The sequence below is a fragment of the Comamonas testosteroni TK102 genome (assembly GCF_000739375.1).
Lineage (GTDB): Bacteria > Pseudomonadota > Gammaproteobacteria > Burkholderiales > Burkholderiaceae_C > Comamonas > Comamonas brasiliensis.
In genome coordinates this window covers 687,320-711,375 of record NZ_CP006704.1, presented here as the reverse complement: position 1 = coordinate 711,375, position 24,056 = coordinate 687,320, and the positions used below count along the sequence as shown (strand labels likewise).

Annotated in this window: 20 protein-coding genes; 13 read left to right on the top strand and 7 right to left on the bottom strand. The window is 64.6% G+C overall.

Annotated features, from left to right (window positions below; translation table 11 throughout):
- Positions 1-20: 20 nt before the first annotated feature.
- The 4 genes from O987_RS03180 to O987_RS03165 are packed head-to-tail and all read right to left on the bottom strand — an operon-like array spanning position 21 to position 5,603.
- Positions 21-1,259: an acyl-CoA dehydrogenase family protein gene (locus O987_RS03180; RefSeq protein ID WP_043370808.1), complete on the bottom strand. Its 1,239-nt coding sequence runs from the start codon at positions 1,257-1,259 to the stop codon at positions 21-23.
- Positions 1,256-2,788 carry an amidase gene (locus O987_RS03175; RefSeq protein ID WP_051962108.1) on the bottom strand — a complete coding sequence of 511 codons (1,533 nt, stop codon included), beginning with the start codon at positions 2,786-2,788 and terminating at the stop codon, positions 1,256-1,258. The genes O987_RS03180 and O987_RS03175 overlap by 4 nt, the downstream gene beginning before the upstream one ends.
- Complete coding sequence (locus O987_RS03170; RefSeq protein ID WP_144244884.1) at positions 2,785-4,371, bottom strand: ABC transporter substrate-binding protein; 1,587 nt, start codon at positions 4,369-4,371, stop codon at positions 2,785-2,787. The genes O987_RS03175 and O987_RS03170 overlap by 4 nt, the downstream gene beginning before the upstream one ends.
- A 47-nt stretch (positions 4,372-4,418) precedes the next feature.
- Positions 4,419-5,603, bottom strand: coding sequence for an LLM class flavin-dependent oxidoreductase (locus O987_RS03165; RefSeq protein WP_043370806.1), 1,185 nt, complete (start codon positions 5,601-5,603; stop codon positions 4,419-4,421).
- 358 nt (positions 5,604-5,961) lie between these two features.
- On the opposite strand from O987_RS03165, the gene O987_RS03160 reads away from it, so the two are divergent.
- The 7 genes from O987_RS03160 (at position 5,962) to O987_RS03130 (ending at position 13,601) form a co-directional block, all read left to right on the top strand.
- Positions 5,962-6,948, top strand: coding sequence for an ABC transporter permease (locus O987_RS03160; protein ID WP_034364225.1), 987 nt, complete (start codon positions 5,962-5,964; stop codon positions 6,946-6,948).
- The gene (locus O987_RS03155) at positions 6,948-7,964 is read left to right on the top strand and encodes an ABC transporter permease (protein WP_003058889.1); all 1,017 of its coding nucleotides are present in this window, start codon (positions 6,948-6,950) and stop codon (positions 7,962-7,964) included. Before O987_RS03160 ends, O987_RS03155 begins: the two co-directional genes overlap by 1 nt.
- Positions 7,965-8,963 carry an ABC transporter ATP-binding protein gene (locus tag O987_RS29805; RefSeq protein ID WP_043370804.1) on the top strand — a complete coding sequence of 333 codons (999 nt, stop codon included), beginning with the start codon at positions 7,965-7,967 and terminating at the stop codon, positions 8,961-8,963.
- Between the two features lie 7 nt (positions 8,964-8,970).
- Positions 8,971-9,930 carry an ABC transporter ATP-binding protein gene (locus O987_RS29800; protein ID WP_043370803.1) on the top strand — a complete coding sequence of 320 codons (960 nt, stop codon included), beginning with the start codon at positions 8,971-8,973 and terminating at the stop codon, positions 9,928-9,930.
- Between the two features lie 21 nt (positions 9,931-9,951).
- Positions 9,952-10,968 carry an aldo/keto reductase gene (locus tag O987_RS03140; protein ID WP_003058894.1) on the top strand — a complete coding sequence of 339 codons (1,017 nt, stop codon included), beginning with the start codon at positions 9,952-9,954 and terminating at the stop codon, positions 10,966-10,968.
- Positions 10,969-11,066: 98 nt separating this feature from the next.
- Positions 11,067-12,326, top strand: a complete 1,260-nt coding sequence (locus O987_RS03135; protein WP_043370802.1) for an acyl-CoA dehydrogenase family protein — start codon at positions 11,067-11,069, stop codon at positions 12,324-12,326.
- A 243-nt stretch (positions 12,327-12,569) separates the two neighbouring features.
- Positions 12,570-13,601, top strand: coding sequence for a porin (locus tag O987_RS03130; RefSeq protein WP_043370801.1), 1,032 nt, complete (start codon positions 12,570-12,572; stop codon positions 13,599-13,601).
- A gap of 356 nt (positions 13,602-13,957) precedes the next feature.
- Here O987_RS03130 and O987_RS03125 read toward each other — a convergent pair whose 3' ends face one another.
- Both O987_RS03125 and O987_RS03120 read right to left on the bottom strand, forming a co-directional pair.
- Positions 13,958-15,922 carry an Hsp70 family protein gene (locus O987_RS03125; protein WP_043370800.1) on the bottom strand — a complete coding sequence of 655 codons (1,965 nt, stop codon included), beginning with the start codon at positions 15,920-15,922 and terminating at the stop codon, positions 13,958-13,960.
- A 3-nt stretch (positions 15,923-15,925) separates the two neighbouring features.
- Positions 15,926-16,579, bottom strand: a complete 654-nt coding sequence (locus O987_RS03120) for a DUF2760 domain-containing protein (protein ID WP_003058908.1) — start codon at positions 16,577-16,579, stop codon at positions 15,926-15,928.
- 475 nt (positions 16,580-17,054) lie between these two features.
- On the opposite strand from O987_RS03120, the gene O987_RS03115 reads away from it, so the two are divergent.
- Positions 17,055-17,966 carry a transporter substrate-binding domain-containing protein gene (locus O987_RS03115; protein ID WP_043003626.1) on the top strand — a complete coding sequence of 304 codons (912 nt, stop codon included), beginning with the start codon at positions 17,055-17,057 and terminating at the stop codon, positions 17,964-17,966.
- A gap of 127 nt (positions 17,967-18,093) precedes the next feature.
- On the opposite strand, the gene O987_RS03110 is transcribed toward O987_RS03115, so the two are convergent.
- Positions 18,094-19,011: a LysR family transcriptional regulator gene (locus O987_RS03110; protein ID WP_043370798.1), complete on the bottom strand. Its 918-nt coding sequence runs from the start codon at positions 19,009-19,011 to the stop codon at positions 18,094-18,096.
- Positions 19,012-19,184: 173 nt separating this feature from the next.
- On the opposite strand from O987_RS03110, the gene O987_RS03105 reads away from it, so the two are divergent.
- From O987_RS03105 to O987_RS03085, 5 genes are all read left to right on the top strand, one after another.
- The gene (locus O987_RS03105) at positions 19,185-20,603 is read left to right on the top strand and encodes a VOC family protein (RefSeq protein ID WP_043370796.1); all 1,419 of its coding nucleotides are present in this window, start codon (positions 19,185-19,187) and stop codon (positions 20,601-20,603) included.
- Positions 20,600-21,838: a PLP-dependent aminotransferase family protein gene (locus tag O987_RS03100; RefSeq protein WP_043370795.1), complete on the top strand. Its 1,239-nt coding sequence runs from the start codon at positions 20,600-20,602 to the stop codon at positions 21,836-21,838. The genes O987_RS03105 and O987_RS03100 overlap by 4 nt, the downstream gene beginning before the upstream one ends.
- Positions 21,839-22,032: 194 nt before the next feature.
- On the top strand, positions 22,033-22,212 hold the full coding sequence (locus tag O987_RS03095) for a hypothetical protein (RefSeq protein WP_003058919.1): 180 nt from the start codon (positions 22,033-22,035) through the stop codon (positions 22,210-22,212).
- Between the two features lie 144 nt (positions 22,213-22,356).
- Positions 22,357-23,226 (top strand): hypothetical protein, encoded by an 870-nt coding sequence (locus tag O987_RS03090; RefSeq protein ID WP_043376041.1) that lies wholly within the window; start codon positions 22,357-22,359, stop codon positions 23,224-23,226.
- Positions 23,227-23,319: 93 nt separating this feature from the next.
- The gene (locus O987_RS03085; protein ID WP_003058924.1) at positions 23,320-24,027 is read left to right on the top strand and encodes a riboflavin synthase; all 708 of its coding nucleotides are present in this window, start codon (positions 23,320-23,322) and stop codon (positions 24,025-24,027) included.
- The last annotated feature ends 29 nt before the right edge of the window (positions 24,028-24,056 follow it).

Sequence of the window (24,056 nt, the reverse complement as noted above, 5' to 3'; positions counted from 1 at the left end):
AAACAGACGGAGAGCGCGCTCTAGCGGCGCTGCAGGCCTGCGCGGCCGGCATTGCTGCGAATCAGGTTGTTGGGCGGTGAATGGATCTGGCTGCAAAGCACATTGCGCAGATGGCGCTCCAGCGGATTGCGACGCGCCAGACCGTGGTTGCCGGCCAACTCCAGAGCCAGCGTGGCGGCACGCACGGCGTTTTCCACGGCGACATGCTTGGCCACTGCCGCCAGCCCGTCGGGAGCAGAGCCCGCGTCATAGGCGCGTGCGTGGCTGTCCAGCAGGCAGTCACTGGCCTGCAGCAGCACTTCGATCTCGCCAAACTTCTCCTGCACCGTGGGCAGCGAAGCCAGGGACGCACCGCCCAGTGCACTGGGGCGCCGGTGATTGAGAAAGTCGGCCAGCCAGTCGCGTGCAGCGCGCGCCGCGCCATCGTAGACACTGGCCACCAGACTGAAATACCAGGCAATACCATGCGCCTCGCGCTGCAGGCCCTGAGCGGCCGGGCGCAGGCCCACCGCATGGTGGTCGGGCACCCAGGCCTCTTCCAGCAGCAAATCCTGGCTGACCGTGGCACGCATGCCCATGGGGTCCCAGGTCTCGACCAGACGCGAGCCCGGCGTGCCGCGCGGCAGCACAAAGCTGCCCAGGCGCGGCTTGTCCTCGTCGGTCACCGCCAGCACGCTGATCCATGCCAGCAACGGCCCGCCCGTGACATAGATCTTGTGCCCGCTGAGCTGCCAGCCCCCTTGCACACGCCGGGCCCTTGCCGCAGGCAAACCGCCATGGGAGGGCGAGCCCAGCTCAGGTTCCACCTGGGCTGCATTGAGCAGCGCAGGCCCTTGCAGACTGGCAGCAATCAGCTCGGTCGCCAGTGCCGCAGACCATTCCCCCGAACCCGCCTGCTGGGAGCGCGCTATCGCCGCATGCATGCTGTAGTGCATGGACAGAATCAGCGCCACCGCAGGATCGCCCTGGGCCACGGCTCCGACCACGGCGCGTGCCGTCGCCAGCCCCGCACCATGGCCGCCAGCCTCTTTCGCAATCGTCAGGCGCAGCAGGTCGGCCTCGTGCAACAACGCAAACTGCGGCGCGGGCGATGCGCCGCTGCTATCGTGAGCAGCGGCCAGCGCGGCCAGTTGCACGGCCAGCGCTGCGGCCCTGGCCACCAGCTCCGGCGCCTGCAGCGCGGTCACGCCAAGCGGTGCTGCGCCCCTGGCCTGGGCAGGCGAGAGATGCCCACGCTCCATTTGCACAATTTCGCTCATGCCACGACCTCCAGGCTGTGGAGCGGCGGTGCCACAAAGCCGCCATGCGCGAGCTCGAACGCATGGGCAAAAGCGATCGTGGTGCGGTCCTCGAGATACGGACCCACGGCCTGTGCGCTGACGGGCAGCCCGTCGTCGTCCAGGCCCAGCGGGAAACTGGTCGCCGGCAAGCCGGGCAGTACGGGCAGTCCCGCCCAGTTGAAGAGCTCGCGAAACCCCAGCTGGCGCATGCCGTCGGCATACGCCACCGGAAAGCGGCGCTCCTCCTTGGGCTCCTGGTGCTGGTGCGCAAAGGCCGGCGTGGGGGCGACGGGGCTGAGCAGCACATCGAAGTGGGTGAACAGCTGCTCCCACTGATGGCGCAGGGCATGGCGGTGCTCGTTGTCCTGCAGCCAAGTCGCATGCGGCAGGCTGGGCGCTCGCAGCAAGGCCGCCTCGGCGCTGCGATCATCCGCCGCCAACTCGGCCAGGCGCTTGCGCTGGGCCGGCGACAGCGGCGGCGGATTCGCCACCGACGCGCCCAGCAGGCTGCGATAGGTGCGGTGCTGCTCCCCGAGGTCGGGGCGCAGTGCCGCCGGAAGATCGCGCCACAGCACCGGCGTCACACCCTCAGATTTCAGTCCTTTGAGTACGCGGTCTATGACGAGCTGCTCGGAAAGGCTGGGCTTGGTCCCGGGCCAGGCATCGATCACCAGTACGCGGAAATCCCTGAGCTGCCGGTGGCGCGCCGGTGGCAGTGTGAATTTCCAGCCCTTGGCCTCCAGCGGGTCAAGGTTCAGCAACAGGTCCAGTGCCAGTTCCAGATCCTGTGCGGTGCGCGCCAGCGGCCCGGCCACCGACAGATCACGTGCACTGAAGCGCCCCTGGGGCGCTCCGGCTCCGCGCATGGAGATCAGCCCATAGCTGGTCTTGTGCCCGAAGATGCCGTTGAAATGCGCGGGTATGCGTACCGAGCCACCTATGTCGGTGCCCAGCTCGAGAGCCACATAGCCTGCAGCCACGGCAGCCGCGCCGCCACCCGAAGATCCGCCCGGCGTACGCTGCAGATCCCAGGGATTGCGGCTGGTGCCGTAGATGGTGTTGTAGCTTTGCAGATCAGCCAGGGAATGCGGCACATTGCTCTTGCCGATGAGCACGGCTCCCGCCGCGCGCAGCGCAGCCACGGCCAAAGCATCCTGGCGCGCGATATTGTCCTGGAAGTCGGGGTTGCCCACGGTGGTGGCTAGGCCGGCCACGTCGAAGTTCTCCTTGACCGTGATGGGCACGCCCAGCAACGGTCTGCGCTCGCCGCGCTGCAAGGCGGCATCGGCCTGCAGCGCATCGCTGCGAGCCTGGGCCACGGCGCGCACGGGCACTGCATTGAGTTGTGCCTCATGACGCTCCATGCGCGCCAGCGCCTGCTCCAGCAGCGCCACGGCCGTGACCCGGCCGTCGGCCAGGGCCTGGGCCTGCTCGCGTGCACTGGCAAAGACCAGGGATTCAAGCCCGTCATCGGCCGGCGTGGGAAGGGACGGATTCACGGCTGTCATTTGCGGGGCTCCAGCCAGAGATCGGAGAAGTCGCCTGCCGTCAGGTCGATGCTGTTGTTGAGCCCGTGGACGCGGGTGCTGTGCACGCGCAGCGCCGATGGCACGGTGGCCAGCGGATAGACGGGCAGATCCCGTCCCACGATCTGCTGGATCTGGCGGAACTGTGCGGCACGCCGGCTGTCGTCCAACTCGACGGCCGCCTGGCGGAACAGCTCGTCGACCTGGGGATTGTTGTAATGCGAGGCATTGATCCAGATCAACGGGTTCTTGATACCGTCGGACCAGTAGATACGCTGCACCCCCACCGAGGGATCGAACAATCGACCCAGGCCGTTGATGTTCAGATCGAACTCACGCGAGCTGTAGACGCGCTTGAGAAAAGTCGGCAGGTCGCCATCGAGGATATCCACCTTGATACCCACGCGGTTGAGTGCGGAGCGCAGGTACTCTGCCGTCTGCTTGAACTGGGCACCTGGGATATAGCTGAGCCTGAGGCTGAAGCGCTGGCCGCTGGCCTGGCGTGGGTAACCTGCCGCGTCAAGCAGCTGGTTGGCGCGGCTCACATCGAAGCCATACTTGAAGCTGCTGTCGTCGTAATAGCCGGCGAGCACCTTGGGAATCGGCGAGTTCACCAGCTCCGCCTGCTTGTAGTAGACGTTGTTGACGATGAACTGGCGGTCCACTGCATGCGCGATCGCATGACGCACCTCGGCCTTGGCCAGCACCGGGTTCTCTACATTGAATTCAAGAAAGGACGCATTGTTGAGAAAGGCGTCATAGCTGGCGTCCAGCTTGAGCGCGGGCTTTTGCAGCAGGCGTCCGAGATCGGCCAGACTCAGGTTCTGGGCGATATCGGCCTCGCCTGTTTCCACGGCCGCAGAGATCGCCGAGGGATCGCGGACAAAGCGGAAGACCACGCGATCCACATGGGGCACGCCCTGGCGCCAGTAGTTCGGATTGCGCTTGAGGATCACATGGCTGCCGCGCACCCATTGCTCGAACACAAAGGGACCGGTGCCCACGGGGGCCGTGATGTTGGGGCTTGCCAGCGGATCTGCATCGCCGTAGCGCCGGGCCGCAACGATGGGTAGCTCTGCCGACGACAGCGACTTCAGCAGAAAAGGCGCCGGTCTGGAGAGCACTAGCACGGCCGTGTGGGGATCTGGCGTATCCACACGCTCCAGGCTCTGCAGCGTGATGCGGCCGCGCGGCCCCAGCCTTTTCTGCGTCAGCAGCGAATAGCGTACATCGGCCGAGCTGAAATCCTGGCCGTCATGGAACTTCACTCCCTGGCGCAGCTTGAAGGTGTATCTGAGGCCGTCAGCGCTGATGCTCCAGGATGTGGCCAGCAACGGCTGGGGTTTGAACTGAGCGTCATAGCGCAACAGGCCTTCGGTGATCTTGGCACTGATATCGCGGTTGTCGGTCTTGGTGTCCAGAAACGATACCAGCGAGGTGGGTTCCTGGGCGACCACCGCAGTCACCGTGCCCCCTTTGACGGGTGTGGCCGGCGTCTGGCCATGGGCGCCCGCAGTAATCACGGACAGCAGAGCCCAGAACATGGGCTTGTAAATGGTATGCATGGGAGAGATCAGCAAGAAAGAGGAAGGACGATGCAGAACGGCGGCGCTCACAAGCGCAGACCAGCCTGCTTCATGAGCGGCAGAATGCGATCACCGAAAAACTCCAGATCGGGCTTGAAGTCGAAGAAGCTCAGCTGCAGGCCGTCAATGCCTGCACGCTTGAGCTGCACGAACTGCTCGACCACCTGCTCGGGCGTGCCGATGACTTCGATGTTTCCACCTATGGCCCGACGCTTGGGCTCATCAAGACCTGCACGACCCTTCCAGGCATGGGCATCGCTTTTGTGGCTGTTGAAGCCCTCGGGTGTGCGCAGGTCCTGATGGGCCACGATGGCATCGTGATAGGCCCAGGTCTCCTTCTCGGTCTCACGGCTGATCACCATGGGATTGAGCAAGGTGCGCACTGATCGCCCCGCGTTGCGCGCCACCTGCTTGACCCGCGCCGCATGGTCGGGCAGCACTTCGATGGCGCGCGCGAAGTCCGAGGCGCCAGGGCTGGTGATGAAAATCAGGTCCGAGTATCTGGCCGCGAATTCGATGCCCGCCTCCGAGCCCGTGGCATTGACCAGCACCGGCCGGCCATAGCGCGGCTTGGGACTCACAAAGCCGCCGCCCAGCCTCCAGGGCGAGCGGCCCGAGAACGAGAAATTCTCTTCATCGACCCACAGGCGCTGCACCACTTCGATGAACTCCGAAGCCAGCGCATAGCGCTGGTCATGCTCGATCTGCTCCCAGCCGAACATCTTGTGCTCCACCTCGCGATGACCCGTCACCACATTGATGCCCCAGCGCCCTCCCGAGATGTGATCCAGCGTGGCGCCCCACTTGGCCAGATGCAGGGGGTGCAGAGGTCCGTAGAGCACGTGGATGGTCGAGATCAGCATGATGCGGCTGGTGACAGAAGTCAGTGCCGCCGTCGTGGCAAACGAATCCAGCGCCTGGCCATTGAAGACTCCGCCATACCCGCCCTTGGGCAGCCATTGCGACAAGGCAAACACCAGGTCGAACCCCAGCTTCTCGGCGTGAAGCACCAGATCCCGGTTGTAGTCAAAACTCCAGTCGGTGCTGCGCGGCAAGGTCGAAGCACTCCAGCCACCGGCCTGTATGGGCAGAAACAGGCCGAGCAGAACCGGCTGATTGAAAGCCTTGGAAAGCGGGCTTTCGGAATATTCAAGAGGTGAAGGGAAATTCTCCCAATCCACGAGAGAGCCAGGTCGTAATGCAGAAGTCATAGATCAGCCATGGGGTCTTGATATGTGACGCAGATATTTCTATAGAAATGAAAATACCGAATCACAGCGCCTTCCAATAATCACATGACGACTCTGATATCCCTAGCAATAATTTCGCATTTGCATATTCAGAAATATGCCAAGCCCTTGCCCCTCAAGCAAATCCGAATACTCACGCCTATAGATTTTTCAAACATAAACAAGAATCTCAAAAATATAATCTGTACTTCTCCAATAATTCACTCATGAAATCTTTCTTATTTATTTTTCAATGATCGATATAAGAAATCAGGCTCAATAAACAGATTTCACTGAATATTTACGCCTCTATCATTCATGGATTAACACACGAATCCCCATGAGTGCCACTCCACGTTTATTACGCTCGCTTTGGTCCAATGCGAAATATGCGGTCCCCACCGTGCTGGGCGTCGCCGTATTGAACTTTCTGCTGCTGCAGCTGACGCCGGGCGATGCCGCCGATGTCATGGCTGGTGAAGCCGGCGCGGCCACGGCCGAGACCCTGGCGGCACTGCGCTCGCGCTTCGGGCTCGATCTGACAGTGTTCGAGCAGTTGCAGGCCTATCTGGGCAACCTCGCCCATCTCAGCCTGGGCTTCTCGCCACGCTACAACATGCCGGTGATGGCTCTGATAGCTCAGCGCCTGCCAAGCACGCTGCTGCTGATGGGGCTGGCCCTGTCCATCGCGCTGACGCTGGGCATCGCGCTGGGCGCGGCCATGGCGTACTTCGCAGGCCGCCTGCCCGACCGCCTGCTCTCGGTGCTGTCCCTGCTGTTCTATTCGGTGCCGGGCTTCTGGGTCGGGCTGATGCTGATCGTGCTGTTCTCGGTGCAGCTGGGCTGGTTGCCCAGCGGCGGATCGGCCAGCATTGGCTCGCAGCTCAGCGGTCTGGCTGCCGTGCTGGACCAGTTGCGCTACATGGTCCTGCCTGCCACCTCGCTGGCCTTGTTCTTTGTCGCCATCTATGCGCGGCTGACACGTGCGGCCATGCTGGAGGTGCAGTCCCAGGACTTTGTGCGCACCGCAGCAGCCAAGGGCCTTTCTCCCTGGCGCATCACGCTGCGCCATGTATTGCGCAACGCCCTGCTACCCGTCACGACCATGGCGGGCATGCACCTGGGCGGCATGCTTGGCGGCGCCGTGGTCGTCGAAACCGTCTACAGCTGGCCTGGCCTGGGTCGGCTCGCGTTCGAAGCCGTGCTCAGCCGTGACTTCAATGTGCTGATGGGCGTGCTGTTTCTTTCTTCCCTGCTGGTGATCGCCGCCAATGTGCTGGTCGATCTGCTGCACGCGTGGCTGGACCCGCGCATCGAGGTTCGCTGATGTCCCTGTCATCCACACCTGATCTGCTGCAGACCGCACCGAACGCGGCTACATCGGCTGCGACTGCCGCGCGCAACGAGGCCGCAGCGCCCGAGCCGGCGCCCCCCTGGCCCAATGTGCACGCACCCGATGCAGTGCGTACCACCACCAGCGAGGCCAGTGCAGGCAGCACAAGCCAGGGCCATCGAGCACTGCGCATTTTTCTGCACAACCCAACGGCCATGCTGGGCTGCGCCTTTTTGCTGGCGGTTCTGGCGCTGGCCCTGGCTGCCCCCTGGCTTTATCCCGGCGATCCGCTGGACATGGTGGCCCAGCCCTTTCTCTGGCCAGGCCAGGACTCGCAGTTTCTGCTCGGCACCGATTCCATGGGGCGTGATGTAGCGGCCGGCATTGCCCACGGCGCCCGGATTTCGCTGCTGGTAGGCATCTCGGCAACCCTGATCGGTCTGAGCCTGGGCATCGGTATCGGCTCGATCAGCGGCTATTTCGGAGGCTGGGTCGATGACGTGCTGCAGCGCGTGGTGGTGCTGTTCCAGACCATTCCCGGCTTCATCCTGCTGGTCGTTCTGGTCGCCATTGCACAACCGGCGATAGGCACGATCGTCATGGCCATAGGTCTGGTGACCTGGCCGACCGTGGCTCGCCTGGTGCGCGCCGAGTTCCGTTCGCTGCGCGAAAAGGACTTTGTGCTGGCCGCGCGTGCCCTGGGCTACTCGCATGCCCGCATCATCCTGCGCGAAATCCTTCCCAATGCCCTGCCCCCGATCATCGTCACCTCCTCGGTCATGGTGGCCTCGGCCATTCTGCTGGAATCCGCGCTGTCCTTCATGGGCATGGGCGACCCCAATGTCGTCAGTTGGGGCAGCATGATCGGCGCGGGGCGCGAGCTGCTGCGTACCGCCTGGTATCTGACCGCCGCGCCGGGCCTGGCCATAGTGTTTGCCGTGCTGGCCTTCAACCTCATCGGCGACGGCCTCAACGACGCGCTGAACCCACGTTTTTCGCAGGAGCGCTGAATGAGCGGACAGACCTTGCTCGATGTACGCGGGTTGAGCATCCGTTTCCCGCAGCATGATCCGGTGCGTGGACTGAGCTTTTACGTCAATGCTGGCGAGACCCTGGCCATCGTCGGCGAGTCGGGCTCGGGGAAATCGCTGACAGCACTGGCGCTCATGAGGCTGCTGCCGCGCGCGGCGCGTATCGCCGAGGGCGAAGTCCGTTTCAACGGCCACGATCTGTTGCAGCTGAATGAGCAATCGATGCGACGTCTGCGTGGGCGCGAGATCGGCATGATCTTTCAGGAGCCCATGACATCGCTCAACCCCGTCTACTCCGTCGGCTGGCAGATCGCCGAGGTGCTGCGCCAGCATGAGGGACTTTCCGCCAGGTCGGCGCGGCTGCGCGCCGTGGAGCTGCTGGACACCGTCCGCATCCCCGATCCCCAGCGGCGGGTGGACGACTTTCCGCATCAGCTCTCAGGTGGCATGCGCCAGCGCGTGATGATCGCCATGGCCATTGCCTGCAGCCCGCGCCTGCTGATTGCGGACGAGCCGACAACGGCCCTTGATGTGACCATCCAGGCCCAGGTGCTGGATCTGCTGGATCGCCTGCGCAAGGAACTGTCCATAGGTTTGATTTTGATCACCCATGACCTGGGCGTGGTGTCGCAATGGGCCGATCGCGTGGTCGTCATGTATGCCGGCCGCGAGGTCGAGCAGGCAAGCCCCGGCCCGCTTTTCGAGCACCCCCTGCATCCCTATACCCGGGGTCTGCTGGCTGCATCGCCGCGGCTGCAGCCCGGAGCGCATTATCAGGACGGCCCCCTGAGCGAAATTCGCGGCAGTATCGCCTCGGCCATCGGCCAGCAAGGCTGTGCCTTCGCCCCGCGCTGCCCGCACACCCAGGCCTATTGCCGCATCGCCGTGCCGCCACTGATGGATGCCGGACCAAAGCGCCTCAGTGCCTGCCCCGTCACCTTGCCTGCCGCTGCCACGCAGAACGCCAATTTTTCCTAGGATTGCCATGAGCCTGCTGAACGTCAGCGATCTTCAGACCCATTTCAAATTGCCCAAGGGCGTGCTGCGCGCCGTGGACGGCGTTTCCTTCACCGTGGAACGCGGCGAAACCGTGGGCCTGGTGGGCGAGTCGGGTTGCGGCAAATCCACCCTGGGTCGCAGCCTGCTGCGGCTCGAAACACCGACGGCAGGGCATATCACGCTCGACGGGCAGGACATCCTGCCGCTCAAGGGCGCTCAGTTGCGCGGCCTGCGCAAGCGCATGCAGATGATCTTCCAGGACCCGTTCGCCTCGCTGAATCCGCGCCACAGCATTGGCAGCATTCTCGAGACACCGTTGCAGGTGCATGGCCTCGGTGATCGTTCCCAGCGCCGCAGGCAAGTGGAGCAGTTGCTCGACCGCGTAGGCCTGCCGCGCAGCGCTTTGAGTCGTTACCCGCATGAATTCTCGGGCGGCCAGCGCCAGCGCCTGGGCATTGCACGGGCTCTGATGCTGCAGCCAGATCTGGTGGTCTGCGACGAGCCGGTGTCAGCCCTGGACCTGTCGATTCAGGCCCAGATTCTGAACCTTCTGGTCGAGATGAAACGCGAGTTCGGTCTCTCCTACCTGTTCATCTCGCACGATCTGTCCGTGGTGCAGTATTTTGCCGACCGCGTGCTAGTCATGTATCTGGGGCGCATCGTCGAGAGCGCCGATCGCCGCAGCCTTTGGAGCACTCCTCGCCACCCCTACACCCAGGCCTTGATCGATGCCGTGCCCGACCCATCCCGCCACCGGCAGGCAGCCCCGCTGAGCGGCGATCTCCCAAGTCCGCAGAACCTGCCGTCGGGCTGCCGTTTCCATCCTCGCTGCCCCAGGGCCAGCGAACTGTGCCTGAGGCAGGAGCCTGCATTGACCGATCTGGGAGGCGGCCACCAGGTCGCTTGCCACCATCCACAGACCTCTGTGATTTCCTTTCTCCACTAACCACCGATCAAAGCCATCTCCATGACCTATCGCTATCTGGGCCGCAGCGGCCTCAAAGTCTCCCGCCTCGCACTGGGCACCATGATGTTTGGAGGCCCCACCGATGAAAAGACCTCGCATGAGATCATCGCCAGGGCCAAATCCCAGGGCATCAACTTCATCGATACCGCCGACGTCTATCAAAAGGGCGTGACCGAGCAGGTTGTGGGTCGTGCCCTGGCCGCAGACCGCAACGACTGGGTTCTGGCTACCAAGTTCGGCAACCCGCTAGGCGAAGGCCCCAATCGTGCCGGCACCTCGCGCAAATGGATCATCGAATCGGTGGAAAACAGCCTGCGCCGCCTTGGCACAGACTACATTGACCTGCTGTACTTTCATCGCGCAGATTTCGATGCCCCGCTAGGCGAGGCAGTCCGCGCCATCGGCGATCTGATCCGCGCCGGTAAGCTGCGCTACTTTGGCCTGTCCAACTTCCGCGGCTGGCGCATTGCCGAGGTGGCGCACCTGGCCGATGCCGAAGGCATAGACCGCCCCATCGCCAGCCAGCCGCTCTACAACATCGTCAACCGCACGGCCGAAGCAGAGCAGTTGCCGGCGGCTGCAGCCTATGGACTGGGCGTGGTCTCCTACAGCCCTCTCGCGCGAGGCGTGCTGACGGCCAAGTACCCGAGCCTGGAAACTGCCGATCCTGGCTCACGCGCCGCACGCAAGGACAAACGCCTGCTGGAGACCGAGTGGCGTCCCGAATCCATCGACATCGCTGCCGAAATCAAACAGCACACCGACGCGCGCGACATCAGCACCGTCGATTTTGCTCTGGCCTGGGTGCTCAACAACCGCCTGATCACCTCTGCAATTGCCGGCCCCCGCACTCCCGAGCAGTGGGAAGGCTATATCCGTGCCCTGAACTACCGGTTCACTGCCGAGGACGAAGCCCTGGTCAACCGCCTGGTAGCTGCGGGCCATCCTTCAACACTGGGCTTCACCGACCCCGGTCACCCTGTGGAAGGCCGCATTCCCTACGTTGCCGCCGCATAGGCCGGCAGACGCCTCTGCAGGCACCATCGTGAAACTTCTGCCTGACCTGGCTTTCACGGTGGCGTCTGCCGCTCAAAGTCCGAAACAGGCCATCACCGATGAATGCATTCGTCACACCTCTGCGGCAAGCCGCGGCCGCACAGGAATCTGCAGCGCCATCCGCTCGCCCAGGCCGCACAGACATACTCTCGGGTCTGCCGCAGCTCGCCGCAGCCATTGCTCCCGGCGCGGCGCAGCGCGAGCTGCAGCGCGAAGCCCCTTTTGCGGCTTTTGATCTGCTGCGTGCTTCAGGCATAGGGGCACTGCGCATAGGTCGCGAGCAAGGCGGCCCCGGCGGATCCATCGCCGATGTCATCGAGGTGGTTGCCACGCTCGCTGCAGCAGATTCGAACGTTGCCCATGCACTGCGCACTCACTTCAACACGACCGAGCTGCTGCGCCTGGACCGAAGCCCTTCGCCGCTCGCACAGCGCCAGATCGGCTGGGTGCTGGAAGGCAAGCTGTTCGGCGGTGCATTCACCGAGCTGGGCACGGCACGCGCAGGTATCAGTACCTCGACACTGCGGCGCGAGGGAGAACACCACCGCCTCAATGGCAAAAAGTACTACGCCACCGGAACCGCCTATGCGGACTATTTCAATGTCTTTGCCGTCAACGCACAGGAGCAGGGCATCACGGCTGTGATACCCGTTCAGCGCGAAGGCGTGCGCGTGCTCGACGACTGGGACGGCATGGGCCAGCGCCTGACGGCCAGCGGCAGCGTGGAGCTGGACAATGTGCTGGTCTACGACGACGAGATCAGTCCCAGCTCCCGTGAGCAATTGCCTGGCCGCCATGCTTCGGCACTACGACAGCTGATTCTGGTGGCCACCGCAGCCGGCATAGTGCGCAACCTCTTCAGCGATGCACGTCACTATGTACTGCACCTCGGACGCCCGGCCATGCACAGTCCTGCCGAGCGTTCGTGCGATGATCATTTCGTGCAGGCCGTGGTGGGAGAGCTGGCCGCAGCCAGCTATGCCATAGACCAGTTGGTGGCAGAAAACGCCCGCCAGCTCGACCTGGGCGCCGAGGCACTGCTGCTGGAGCATGACGACACCGAGAACATCGTGCTGCATGGCGCACTGGCCACGGCCAAGACACAGCTCGTCGTCAGCCGCCTGGCTCTCAACGCCGCCGAGCGGCTGTTCGAGGTTGGTGGAGCCTCGGTCACCTCACGCAAGCTGAATCTGGACAGGCACTGGCGCAATCTGCGCACCATCTTCAGCCACAACCCCTTGCTGCACAAATCACGGGTCGTGGGCGACTATGAACTCAATGGCACACGTACCCATCTGGAAGAGGGTCGCGTCTTCTAGAGCTGCACACAATCGCAGCCGGCCTCTGGCCGAGCAGGTATCCGACTCTCTCAGAGAGATTGCCCCAAAGCACACGTAGTCCGTCAACCTGTTGCGCAGCAGTGCTGCCGAACGCAGGCGCGGGCAGGACCTCAAGGAGACCACAGTCCAAACCGGTGCATGTCCGCTGGCACGGGATTTGCCTTGTTACAAGCGCGCAGGTTCGCGCAAGTTTCATAGCAAAGATCGAAGGCTAGCCGCTACATGCCAGTCAAAACAACAACTGTGTCTCGTATCCTCTTCGCCGCTCTGGCCACCGCCGGAGCTTCCGCCGCACTCGCACAAAGCAGCGTGCAGATCTATGGCCGTCTCAACACCTCGCTCGAGCACCAGAAGGTCGGCGCCAACAGCCTGACCGGACTGCTCAACAACAACTCGCGCTTTGGCTTTGTGGGCAGTGAAGACCTGGGCGGCGGCCTCAGGGCCGGCTTTCAGCTCGAATCCGGCTTTGAGTCCGACACCGGTGCCGGCACAGGCAGCACCGGCGCGCTGGCCTTTCAGCGCCAGAGCGAAGTCAACCTATCGGGCAGCCTGGGCAAGCTGCGTCTGGGCCGCTTCGGTGCCGCCACCTATTTCGGCATTGCCGACTATGGTGCGCTGGACGAACCCAACCACGACACCGGAGCCATCGCCGATGCGCTCTACGACTATGTGATGCGCAACACCAACAAGATTGCCTACCGCAGCCCGGTCATGGCCGGACTGACGGTGGAAGCCCAGGCATCGCTGCACGAAAAGACGGCTGGCACCGTGCAGAAGAACGGCTATGACCTCTATGCCAACTGGGAACGCGGCGCGCTGGCCCTGGGGGCGGGCTTTACCCAGCTGGGCGACGACAGGCAGTTCGCCCTGCGCGGCCACTACCTCTGGAACGCTCTGCAGATCGGCGCCTACTACCAGCGTTCGGACAACGGTTCAGGCTCGCTGTGCAGCCATGGCGGTGCCGGCTGCGGCAGCCGCGATGCGGCACGCGTGACCGCGGTTTACCGGGCCGGCGCTTCGGAAGTCGCCCTGGGCTACGGCTGGGCCAGCCGCTGGAGCCATGTGCCCGGCAGCAGCGCACGCCAGTGGATTCTTGGCTACAACCACCACCTGAGCAAGCGCACCAAGCTCTACGCGGCCTACACGCGCATCGACAACGGATCCGGCGTGGCCTATGGCTATAACTTCAAGGGTGGTGTGGGCCATGGGCAGGATGCCAGCAGCCTGAGCATCGGTCTGCGCCACGCGTTCTAGACCTCTGCTTGAGTGGCGGGCGCGTGCCATGTTGCTGGTGGGCATGGTGCGCGCCCTGCTTCCTCAAAAAAATGAGCTGATCGCGCTTTCTGTGACGGGGCCAGAGGCTGATCTGGCCTGAAGTTTCTGTTTCAGATCGCTTCTGCCACTGGCTGGTTTGGGCGACATGCCTTGGACACGGGCAGACAGGCGACCGCAAACTCCGGCAGAACTTACGCCAACAAGAATGCAACAAGGGCCTGGGTGCAGAAGCAGTCGCCCAGCCTGAACCCGCTTCTGCGTAAGCCGTGTCCAGAACAAAAAAGCCCGCCAACCAATCGACCAGCGGGCTTTCGCAGCCAAGCGGCTCAACGGCCTTACTCGGCAACCTCTGCAGAGGTCTCCGCGCGCACATCGAATTCCACCTTCCAGCGCTCGCTTCCGCCCACGGGAACGGCATTGAGTTCCAGGGTGCCGATATCGGTCACGCGCGCCTCCAGGGTCACGGGCACCACCTCGCCGGCCGCACGGCCGGCGGCGGGCAGATTCAGCTCGATCTCCTGCAGCTCCACCAGCTCTTCGGGCGACCAGAAGTCCAGCATGGCGCCGACCTGATCGGTGCGGCGCACGGACGAGCCGAAGAAGCGCAGACGCACGGGCTCGCCCACGACCAGGCCGAACTCTTCGTCAGGCAGCGCGACTTCCGTGCCCTCTTCCATGCCGAACGGTGCCAGGCACAGGGCGGACAGGGGCGGCTCCATGCCGGGGATGGCGGGCATATTGCTCTCCACGCCCACGTAGTAGGACTGGGCCGTGCCGCCGCGAATGCGCACGCCGCGGCCGCTGGTGGCGATATGGCCGTAATAGGCCGCGCCACGCGCCACGGCCAGATCGAGGTTGGCACCGTCCAGCAGACGCGCGGGCTCGCAGGCCTCGTCGTCCAGCCAGCCGTTGATGACTTCCAGAATGCGCTGCTCGATCTGCGGCGCCTTGAGCACGCCGCCGTTGAACAGAATGGCCGTGGGATGCAGAAAGGTGGAGCCGTCGATCTGATCGCCGTTCAGGCCCTCGATCTCGGCCAGCGCATGAACCTGGCGGCTCAGAAAGGCCGCCAGATGGCGCGTGACGGCGGCATCCTGCGCATAGGGCAGGCCCAGCTGCGTGAGCGCGCCGCGCGCACGGGTCTTGGGTTTGTCGCTGACGGCCACCTTGGGGAAAAAGCCCTCGACCAGCATGGCCAGCACTTCGTCCTTGGTGACTTCGGTGCGGATGCTGCCGCCGATGAGCTTGCTGCCCCGGCTGGGCACGACCACGGGCACGGCCTGCAGGTTGCTATCTGCCAGCAACTGCTCCTTGGCAGCGCGGCAGCCATGGGCCAGCGCGCGGGTTTGCCAGGCATCGAGCTGCTTGCCCTCGGCCGCCAGCTTGCGCGCCACGCCATAGGCCAGGGCCAGATCCATGTTGTCGCCGCCCAGCAGAATGTGCTCGCCCACGGCAATGCGCTGCAGCTCCAGATTGCCTTCGCGCTCCAGCACGGCGATCAGCGACAGGTCGGTGGTGCCGCCGCCCACGTCCACGACGAGGATGATGTCACCATGCCGGACCTGCTTGCGCCATTGGCCGCCGCTGGCCTGGATCCAGCTGTACAGCGCGGCCTGGGGTTCTTCGAGCAGCGTCAGTCTGGCAAAACCTGCGGCCTTGCAGGCCTCGGCCGTCAGCTCGCGCGCGGCGGGGTCGAACGATGCCGGGATGGTGACGGTAATGTCCTGCTGCTCGAACGGGGCCTCTGGATGGGCTTGCTTCCAGGCGCGGCGCAGATGCTCGAGATAGCGGGTGGAAGCGGTCAGCGGCGAGATGCGGCTGACTTCCTCGGGGGCATCGGCGGGGAGAATGCCGGCGCGGCGATCGACGCCGGGGTGGCAGAGCCAGCTCTTGGCGCTGCTCACCAGACGGATGGGCGTGGCCGCGCCACGGCTGCGGGCGAATTCACCGGTGATGAAATCGCCGGGCGCGCCGGGCAAGCTGCGCTCGGCCTCGGTCAGCTCGCTCTGGTGCGGCAGATAGAGAAAGGACGGCAGCAGGGGCCTGGCCTCGACACTGCCGGGAGCCGTGAGCTGGGGGATGTCCAGCACGCCCTGCACCACCTTCTCGCCATCGCTGGCGGTCTTGTTCACATAGGACAGCGCGCAGTGCGTGGTGCCCAGATCGATGCCGATGCTGAACCGAGCGCCGGCAGATGGAACATCGACCTGTGCAGCAGCGCCTTGCGGCTGAGCGCCAGCAGCCACGGGCGCGGCCTGGGGGGCCGCACCGGATGCGGCGATGGAGGCAAACATGTTCATGGTTTACAGCTCCACTTCGGCCTGGGCGATGACCTTGGCGGCCTGGCTGTCGATGAGCTGAGGCAGCTTGACCTCCGTCACCAGCCAGCCACGGTGGGACAGCGTGCCGGTGAACGGTGCATGACCGACCACATTGCCTGTCAGGCGCACGGCAGCGGCGTCAAAGCCGGCCAGCAATGTGATGCGCGAACCTTCGGCTTCGCTGCGCACGGGGCTCAGTGTGAAATGCTCGCGCAGCACCTTGCGGCAGCCTTCATGCACCACGCGTGCGGCAGCGCCGATTTCGGCATCGGTATAGGGGGCGACGTCTTCCTGGATGAAGTCCACAAAGCGGGCTTCGCGCTGCATCAGTCCCAGCAACTGCAGGGCGGCGCTGTCGGTGACGACGAGTTTTTCCACCTCGACGCGTTTTTCGACCGGAACCTCGACGGTCTTCTCCACGATTTTCTCGACCGGCACTTCGACGCGGACCTCGACGATCTTCTCGACCGGCACTTCCACGCGCACTTCCTTGGGCGCGACGTCGGCGGCAAAGGCCTCACCGGCGCGCACACGGGTCACGTCGGCGGCCAGACGGCCGTTACCGAGGATGGCAAAGAAACTGCCGATCGCGATGGCGATGCGGCTCAGGAATGAGGGGGGAGTATTGGCAGTCATGGAGTCTGTCTCAAAACGGGTTCACGCACGCACAATCATTCTGTGGCGCCCTTGCGGGCTGGGCTGCGCGAACCGAAAACGGAGCCTGACCAGGCGGCAGCAGCACGGCCGGCCCTGGCGACACAAGGCTGCACGCGTCGCAAATGGATGCGCGCGGGCCTGTGCAATAGGCGCAGATATTACCCAAAAAGCCCGATCTGCCTTCCCGCTATGGCTTTGCCGCGCCTGTGGCCGCACCTGCGGCCGCACCGAAGCGCGCGCTGCAGGGTCATACGCCGCAAGCATGACCTTCTTCCGTTTCATCGTTATGAAGCCGCCGCCATTTGCCGGATAGTTGCTGCAGGACATTGACAGACAGGCCGTTGCGGCCACAGGTCCTGCCGGTTCACGGGCTGCAGCAATGCGCGGCACCAGGAACGACCGAACAACAACAGCATTGCGTTTTCCATACGCCCACTTTCCGAGGAGACCCCCCATGCGCCTGATGACCGCGAACCTGACGCTGGCATGTACCGCCCTTGTAGCCGCCATGACCACCTTCGGTGCCCAGGCCCAGACCGCCCCCGGCAGCACGCTGGAGAAGCTGCAAAAGACCGGCAAGGTGGTCATAGGCGTGCGCGAGAGCTCCGCCCCCATGGCCTATGCCATAGGCGCCAACCACCGCTTCACCGGCTACCACGTGGAGCTGTGCGAGAAGGTTCTGGCCCAGATAGCGCCCAGCGCCAAGATCGAATACATGGCCATTACCGCGCAGAACACCATGCCTCTGGTGCAGAACGGCACGGTGGATCTGGGCTGCGGCCCCACGACCAACAACCTCAGCCGCCAGAAGCAGGTCGCCTTTGCCGTCACCACCTATGTCAGCCAGGTGCGCATGGCCGTGCGTGCGGACTCGCCCGTGACCTCGTTCAAGCAGCTCGACGGCAAGACCGTGGCAGCCTCGGCCGGCACCACCGCCGTGCAGCTGCTGCGCAAATACAGCCATGAGAACAATGTCAAGCTGCCGACCCAGCTGGGCAAGGACCACTTCGAGAGCTTTCTGATGCTGGAGTCCGGCCGCGCGGACGCCTTCGTGCTCGACGACAACCTGCTGGCCGGGGTGATCGCCAACGCCAAGGACCCCAAGGGCTACAAGATCGTGGGCGAGGCGCTGGGATCGGAGCCCATCGCGCTGCTCATGCGCAAGGACGATCCCGGCTTCAAGAAGGCCGTGGACGATGCCCTGGTGCGCATGATGAAGTCCGGCGAAGTAGCAAAGATCTACGACAAATGGTTTATGCAGCCCATTCCGCCCAAGGAGATGCCGCTGAACCTGCCCATGAGCGAGACGCTCAAGCAGCTGCTGCAAGCACCCAATGACAAGCCGCTGGAAGCCTACAACAGCTGAAGCAACCACCGGCCTGCGCTTGGATCCATGCTTTATTGATAGCTGGTTGCGCATGCTGGTAAAGCACTTCAGACATATTCATTGCTGAATCCCTTGAAGGAGCTGCGCTAGCAGCTCCTTTTTTACATTACAGCGGTGCAGAGGAAGCGAACTCCTGCGCGACCTGCTTGAGCAAGCCCTGGAAGGCCTGCAGTGGCGGATAGGCCGAGCGGCTGGTCGGCCAGGCCAGGTAGTAGCGTTCGGCGCTTTGCACCTCGGGCAGTTGCGGCAGGGCCTGGACCAGATCGCCAGCCTGCAGCTCGCGCAGGATCAGAAACTTGGGCAGCAGCGCCACGCCCACGCCGGCAATCGCCGCCTGCGCCGCCGTGGCGAACTGATCGAACAGCATGCCCTGCATATCACCGCCCTGGCAGCCCTGACTGCCAAACCAGCGCTGCCACGCGTCGGGACGCGACGCCAGATGCAGCAGCGGCGCGCGCAGCAGGTCCTGGGGCCGGGCAAAACCATGGCGGGCCGCCACATCGGGGCTGCAGGCCGGCACTACGGTCTCGCTCATGAGGAACTCCAGCTCCGCGCCCGGCCAGTTCGGCAGGCCGAAATGAATGGCGGCATCCACGGCTTCGAGCTGGAAATCGAACTGCGACAGCCGCGTGGTCAGATTGATGGTGATGCCCGGGTGGGCACTGAAGAACTGCGGCAGCCGAGGCGCCAGCCAGCGCGTGCCGAAGGTCGGCAGGATGGCCAGGTTCAGGCTCCCGCCTTGGGGATTGGTGCGAAAGCCCAGCGTGGCATTGGAGATGCGCGCCAGGGCCGCACGAATCTCCTGCGCATAGACCTGACCCGCAGCGCTCAGGCGCACGGTCTGGCGCTCGCGCACGAACAGCTCCGTGCCCAGCCGCTCTTCCAGCGCGCGGATCTGGCGGCTGACGGCACTTTGCGTGAGGTGCAGCTCGGCGGCCGCCGCAGTAAAGCTCTGGTGCCGCGCCGAAGCCTCGAAGGCGCAAAGCAGGGACATGGGGGGCAGAAAGCGACGGGATAGCTGCATGGAACGAACCGGTAAGTGTGGGGGCTGCCAGCAGGTTCATTCCGTTTAGGTATGACCTGGAGGCAGGATTATCGTTTGACCAAAGTCATGGCGACGCACAACATCCTGCATATTCCTGCGGCCACGCCAGCGGCGCGGCCATCCCACGACCCCCAAGACCCTTCTGTTCCGTCATGAGCGCCACGCCCCACGCCTCTTCCACAGCTGCCCGATTTGTCTCCTCCAACGAGATCCGCACGCGCTTCTCGCGCGCCATGTCCGAGATGTACCGCAAGGAAGTGCCCCAGTACGGCACGCTGATCGACCTGGTTGCCGATGTCAACGCTCTGACGCTGCAGGCCGATCCCGAGCTGCGCCAGCGCATGAGCAGCAGCGGCGAGCTTGAACGCCTGGATGTGGAGCGCCATGGCGCCATCCGCGTGGGCACGGCCGAGGAACTGGCCACGCTGCGCCGCCTGTTCGCCGTGATGGGCATGGAGCCCGTGGGCTATTACGACCTCTCGGTGGCCGGCGTTCCAGTGCACTCCACCGCCTTTCGCCCCGTTCACGACGAGGCACTGCTGGCCAACCCGTTTCGCGTCTTCACCTCGCTGCTGCGTCTGGAGCTGATCGCCGATGAGGCGCTGCGCGCGCAGGCCGCCGAGATCCTCCAGCGCCGTCGCATCTTCACGCCGCGCGCACTGGAGCTCATTGCCCAGGCCGAGCGTGACGGCGGCCTGGACAGCGGCGATGCCGACGCCTTTGTGCAGCAGGCCCTGGAGACCTTCCGCTGGCACAGCGACGCCACCGTGGATGCCGCGACCTACAACGCCCTGCAGAAAGCCCACCGCCTGGTGGCCGATGTGGTGTGCTTCAAGGGACCCCACATCAACCATCTGACGCCGCGCACGCTGGACATCGACCTGGCCCAGGCCGATATGCCCGCGCGCGGCATGGATGCCAAGGACGTGGTCGAAGGCCCGCCGCAGCGCGCCTGCCCGATCCTGCTGCGCCAGACCAGCTTCAAGGCGCTCAAGGAGGCCGTGCGCTTTACCGATGCCGACGCCAACGCGGACAATGCCGGCGCCCATACCGCCCGCTTTGGCGAGATCGAGCAGCGCGGCGTCGCGCTGACACGCAAGGGCCGCGCTCTGTACGACGAGCTGCTGGGTCTGGTGCGCGGCATAGACAGCGCGGGCAGCGCCGCGCCCGACTATGCACACCGCCTGCAACAGGTCTTCACGCAGTTTCCCGACACCCACGAGGAACTTCGCCGCCAGGGTCTGGCCTTCTACCGCTACAGCCTGACCGAACATGCTCAGGCTCAGTTGCCCCAGGACGCTGCCGAGGCAGATCTGGAAGCGCTGATCGGCAAGGGACTGGTGCAGGCCGAGCCGATCACCTATGAGGATTTCCTGCCCGTGAGCGCGGCCGGCATCTTCCAGTCCAACCTCGGCGGCGAGGAGCAAAAGCAATACCAGGCCCATGCCGCGCAGCAGGTCTTCGAGAGCGCACTGGGCGCACGCGTGCATGACGAAATCGCCTTGTACGAGGCCAGCGAGCAACAATCCAGGGCCCAGGTTCTCGGGCTGCTGTCGGGAGCTGCGGCATGAGTCAGGACAGCGCACTGGCACCCTTTGCCGCCGTGTTTGCCGAGCCTGCGGGATCGCCGATACGCGAGCTGTTTCCCTATCTTTCTCGCCCCGGCATGATCTCGCTGGCCGGCGGCTATCCATCGCCCAGCCTCTTCGATGCCGAAGGCCTGGCCCAGGCCGCCGCGCAGGCCATGACACAGGGTCCGGGCGCGCTGCAATATGGCGCCACCGAAGGCCTGAGCGAACTGCGTGAGGCCCTGGCGCAGCAGGCGCGCGAGCGCGGCATGCAGGCGACGGCCGCCGACATCCTCGTGACCACCGGATCGCAGCAGGCCTTTGACCTGCTGGTGCGCGTGCTCGTCGAGCCCGGCGACACGGTGCTGGTCGAGGTGCCCGCCTATCCGGCCACGCTGCAGGCTCTGCGTCTGGCGCAGGCGCGCATCCTGCCCATTCCCATGGACGAGCAAGGCCTGCAGACCAAAGCCCTGGCCGATCTGCTGGCCGCATTGCCCGTCGACCAGCACCCCAAGCTGCTCTACACCGTGCCGAACTTCTCCAACCCGCGCGGCACGCTGCTGGCGGCCGAGCGCCGCGAGGCTCTGGTGCAACTGGCCAGGCAGCACGGCTTCTGGGTGGTCGAGGACGATCCCTATGGCGAGCTGCGCTTCGACGATGCCGACAGTCTCCCCCAGGCCATGCCTGGCACCGTACGCGCCGCGGGCGAGCGGCTGGCGGCGGGCGGCAGCAACCCGGTGGTCTATCTGTCCAGCCTGTCCAAGACCGTTGCGCCCGCGCTGCGCGTGGGCTGGATGCTGGCCGACGCGCCGCTGCTGCGCCGCTGCACGGTGGCCAAGCAAACCGCCGACCTGTGCACCTCGCCGCTGACGCAGTCGGTCGCCGCCTGCTATCTGGGCAGCGGGCGCTACCCGGCCACCGTGCAGCGCGCGCGCCAGGAATACCAGCGACGCATGCAGGCCCTGGTCCAGGGCTTGAACGCGGCGCCGGACAGCGGCATACGCTGCTCGCGCCCCGCAGGCGGCATGTTTGTCTGGGCCGAGCTGGACCGCCGCATCGATCCTCAAAAGCTCTTCGACGCCGCCGTGGCCCTGGGCGTGATTTATGTGCCAGGCAAGGCCTTCTATCCGGCCGACCCCGACCTGCACACGCTGCGCATGTCGTTTGCCGCACCCGAAGTGCCGCAGATCGCACAGGCCGTTGAGCGTCTGTGCCAGGCCGCAGCGCAAAGCCGCTGAGATAGAGCCCTCCTGTGCCGCTGCGCGTCTTCCCCCTCTCCGGCTTCGCCGGAGGGGGACGGCACCGACGCTGCGGGGCGGCCCTTGCGCGGCGCCCGGCCATGCACAGCGCCATGAAATAACGGACAAGCAGGGGGTCATCTGCACCAGCCCGGGCCGCGCGGCATAATCGGGGCTCTTACACCTTCCCTGCCATGGCCTGCCTGCACCTGTCCACCGCCGCCCGCCTGCGCCGCTTTGCCCTTGCTGCAGAGCTGTCCGCGCGTGCCTGCGTGCTGCGTGCGCTACACACCCGCCGCCATGGCATTCCCACCGCATTCGTGAGCCTGAGCGGTGTCACGGCCATGCTTTCCGCCGCCGTGCGGAAGGCTTGAAGCACACAGCTCACATCCTCCGCACGGCCTTCCAGAACAGCATTTCCCTGGTGCATGGGAGAGGTACGTCCACGCCTTCGCGGCCCTGTACTGCCACGCGCACCGCATCTTGCTCAAAGGACGATCCGGAGGTCAGCCATGGACATGGAACTCACTCAAAATTTCTTGCGCGGCAAAAATCCCTGTGCCATGGGTTACCGCTGGTTTGTGCGCAACAACCTGGCCGGCGGGGACTACCAGGCTGCCATGGACACCCAGGTGGCCGCAGGCCGTGTGGAAGATGCACGCTGGCTGCTGGAGAACTTCGGCTCCACCAACAGCGTGCTGGAGCTCGAGCATCTGGAGGCCGACCACTTCGTCTATGCCGGCACACTGATCGTGCACGGCGATGTGCGCGTCACCGGCCAGCTGCTGGTAGGCCGCTGCCTGCAGGCGGGCGGCGGCATACGGGCGGGCAAGCTCGAAGCGGGCGAAGAGATTCAATGCGGCGGCGCCATCTTTGCCAGTGAACTTCTGCAGGCCGGCGGCAGCATCAAGGCGGCCTGGAGCGTGGAGGTGCAAGGCGAGGTGCGCGCCGAAGACCTGCGCTGTGGCTGGGAGCTGCGCGGCGGCGGCCATGTAAAGCTCAAGGGCAATGCCCATATCGGCCAGGAGGTGCAGGTGCAAGGCGATATGCACTGCGGCAAGGGCCTGAAAGCAGGCGGCGCCATCGAGGTGCAGGGCCTGCTCGATGTAGGCCACGGCATTGCCGGCAACGACGCCATCCTCTGCGGCAACCATATTCAGGCCGGCTGGGGCATCAAGGCCCAGGGCGATATCCGCGCGGCCTGCAGCATCCGCAGCGGCGAGACCCTGCAGGCCGCTGGCGAAATCGCGGCAGGCCCGGGCTATGGCGTGTTTGCGGGCATGAATGTGCAGATGCAGGCCTGGCCGGACTGCGCCTGGGTGCGTGCGCTCAAAAAGCCCGAGGCGCTGATCAGCGGCTTCTGGGAAGGCCGACCGACCTTCGCCTAGACGCTGGCCGGGTTACCGGGCAAACAGGCAAAATAGCCGTTTTGACCCAAGGCTGGCGCCCGGCGCCCGCCTGTTGATAAGAGAGTCTGCCCCGTGTTTACCGGCATCATTCAGGCCGTGGCAAAGATTGCCGCGCTGCGCGACCAGGACGGCCTGCGCACCTTCATCATGGAGTTCCCCGAAGGCTTCTGCCAGGATCTGGCCATTGGCGCCAGCGTCTCGCATGACGGCGTCTGCCTGACGGTGACCGAAAACCTCTCGCCCACCAGCGCCAGCTTTGATGTGATGCTGCAAAGCCTGAACATCACCACGCTGGGCAGCTGCAAGGCCGGCGACACGCTCAATGTGGAGCGCGCCGCCAAGGACGGTGCCGAGATTGGCGGCCACCCGCTGTCGGGCCATGTGGACTTCATGGCGCCGCTGCTGGAGGTGATGCAGACCGAGACCAATCACAAGATCCGCTTCGGCATTCCCGAGGCCTTTCGCCCCTATGTGTTTGCCAAGGGCTATATCGCCGTCAACGGCGCCAGCCTGACGGTGGCGGAGGTGAACCGCAAGGAGGGCTGGTTCGAGGTCTGGCTGATTCCCGAAACCCTGCGCATGACGGTGTTCGGCGACAAGAAGGTCGGCGATCTGGTCAATATCGAGATCGAGCGCAGCACCCAGGTGGTGGTCGATACCGTGCGCGAAACCGTGGAAGCCAGCCTGGGCCGGCTCAAGCCCGTGCTCGAAGCCCTGCTGCAGGAAAAAGGACTGAGCCTTGACGACTTCGTGGACGTGCCACAACTGCCCAGACAATAGCCCTGGCCAAGGGATAAGCGCCGGAACAT

Bases quoted from the DNA above. Each gene is read 5' to 3' on its own strand.
- O987_RS03175 (WP_051962108.1), bottom strand. From the start codon at position 2,788: ATGACAGCCGTGAATCCGTCCCTTCCCACGCCGGCCGATGACGGGCTT.
- O987_RS29805 (WP_043370804.1), top strand. From the start codon at position 7,965: ATGAGCGGACAGACCTTGCTCGATGTACGCGGGTTGAGCATCCGTTTC.
- O987_RS03180 (WP_043370808.1), bottom strand. From the start codon at position 1,259: ATGAGCGAAATTGTGCAAATGGAGCGTGGGCATCTCTCGCCTGCCCAG.
- O987_RS03125 (WP_043370800.1), bottom strand. From the start codon at position 15,922: ATGAACATGTTTGCCTCCATCGCCGCATCCGGTGCGGCCCCCCAGGCC.
- O987_RS03120 (WP_003058908.1), bottom strand. From the start codon at position 16,579: ATGACTGCCAATACTCCCCCCTCATTCCTGAGCCGCATCGCCATCGCG.
- O987_RS03110 (WP_043370798.1), bottom strand. From the start codon at position 19,011: ATGCAGCTATCCCGTCGCTTTCTGCCCCCCATGTCCCTGCTTTGCGCC.
- O987_RS29800 (WP_043370803.1), top strand. From the start codon at position 8,971: ATGAGCCTGCTGAACGTCAGCGATCTTCAGACCCATTTCAAATTGCCC.
- O987_RS03170 (WP_144244884.1), bottom strand. From the start codon at position 4,371: ATGCATACCATTTACAAGCCCATGTTCTGGGCTCTGCTGTCCGTGATT.
- O987_RS03090 (WP_043376041.1), top strand. From the start codon at position 22,357: ATGGAACTCACTCAAAATTTCTTGCGCGGCAAAAATCCCTGTGCCATG.
- O987_RS03160 (WP_034364225.1), top strand. From the start codon at position 5,962: ATGAGTGCCACTCCACGTTTATTACGCTCGCTTTGGTCCAATGCGAAA.
- O987_RS03105 (WP_043370796.1), top strand. From the start codon at position 19,185: ATGAGCGCCACGCCCCACGCCTCTTCCACAGCTGCCCGATTTGTCTCC.
- O987_RS03130 (WP_043370801.1), top strand. From the start codon at position 12,570: ATGCCAGTCAAAACAACAACTGTGTCTCGTATCCTCTTCGCCGCTCTG.
- O987_RS03135 (WP_043370802.1), top strand. From the start codon at position 11,067: ATGAATGCATTCGTCACACCTCTGCGGCAAGCCGCGGCCGCACAGGAA.
- O987_RS03100 (WP_043370795.1), top strand. From the start codon at position 20,600: ATGAGTCAGGACAGCGCACTGGCACCCTTTGCCGCCGTGTTTGCCGAG.
- O987_RS03115 (WP_043003626.1), top strand. From the start codon at position 17,055: ATGCGCCTGATGACCGCGAACCTGACGCTGGCATGTACCGCCCTTGTA.
- O987_RS03165 (WP_043370806.1), bottom strand. From the start codon at position 5,603: ATGACTTCTGCATTACGACCTGGCTCTCTCGTGGATTGGGAGAATTTC.
- O987_RS03155 (WP_003058889.1), top strand. From the start codon at position 6,948: ATGTCCCTGTCATCCACACCTGATCTGCTGCAGACCGCACCGAACGCG.
- O987_RS03140 (WP_003058894.1), top strand. From the start codon at position 9,952: ATGACCTATCGCTATCTGGGCCGCAGCGGCCTCAAAGTCTCCCGCCTC.
- O987_RS03095 (WP_003058919.1), top strand. From the start codon at position 22,033: ATGGCCTGCCTGCACCTGTCCACCGCCGCCCGCCTGCGCCGCTTTGCC.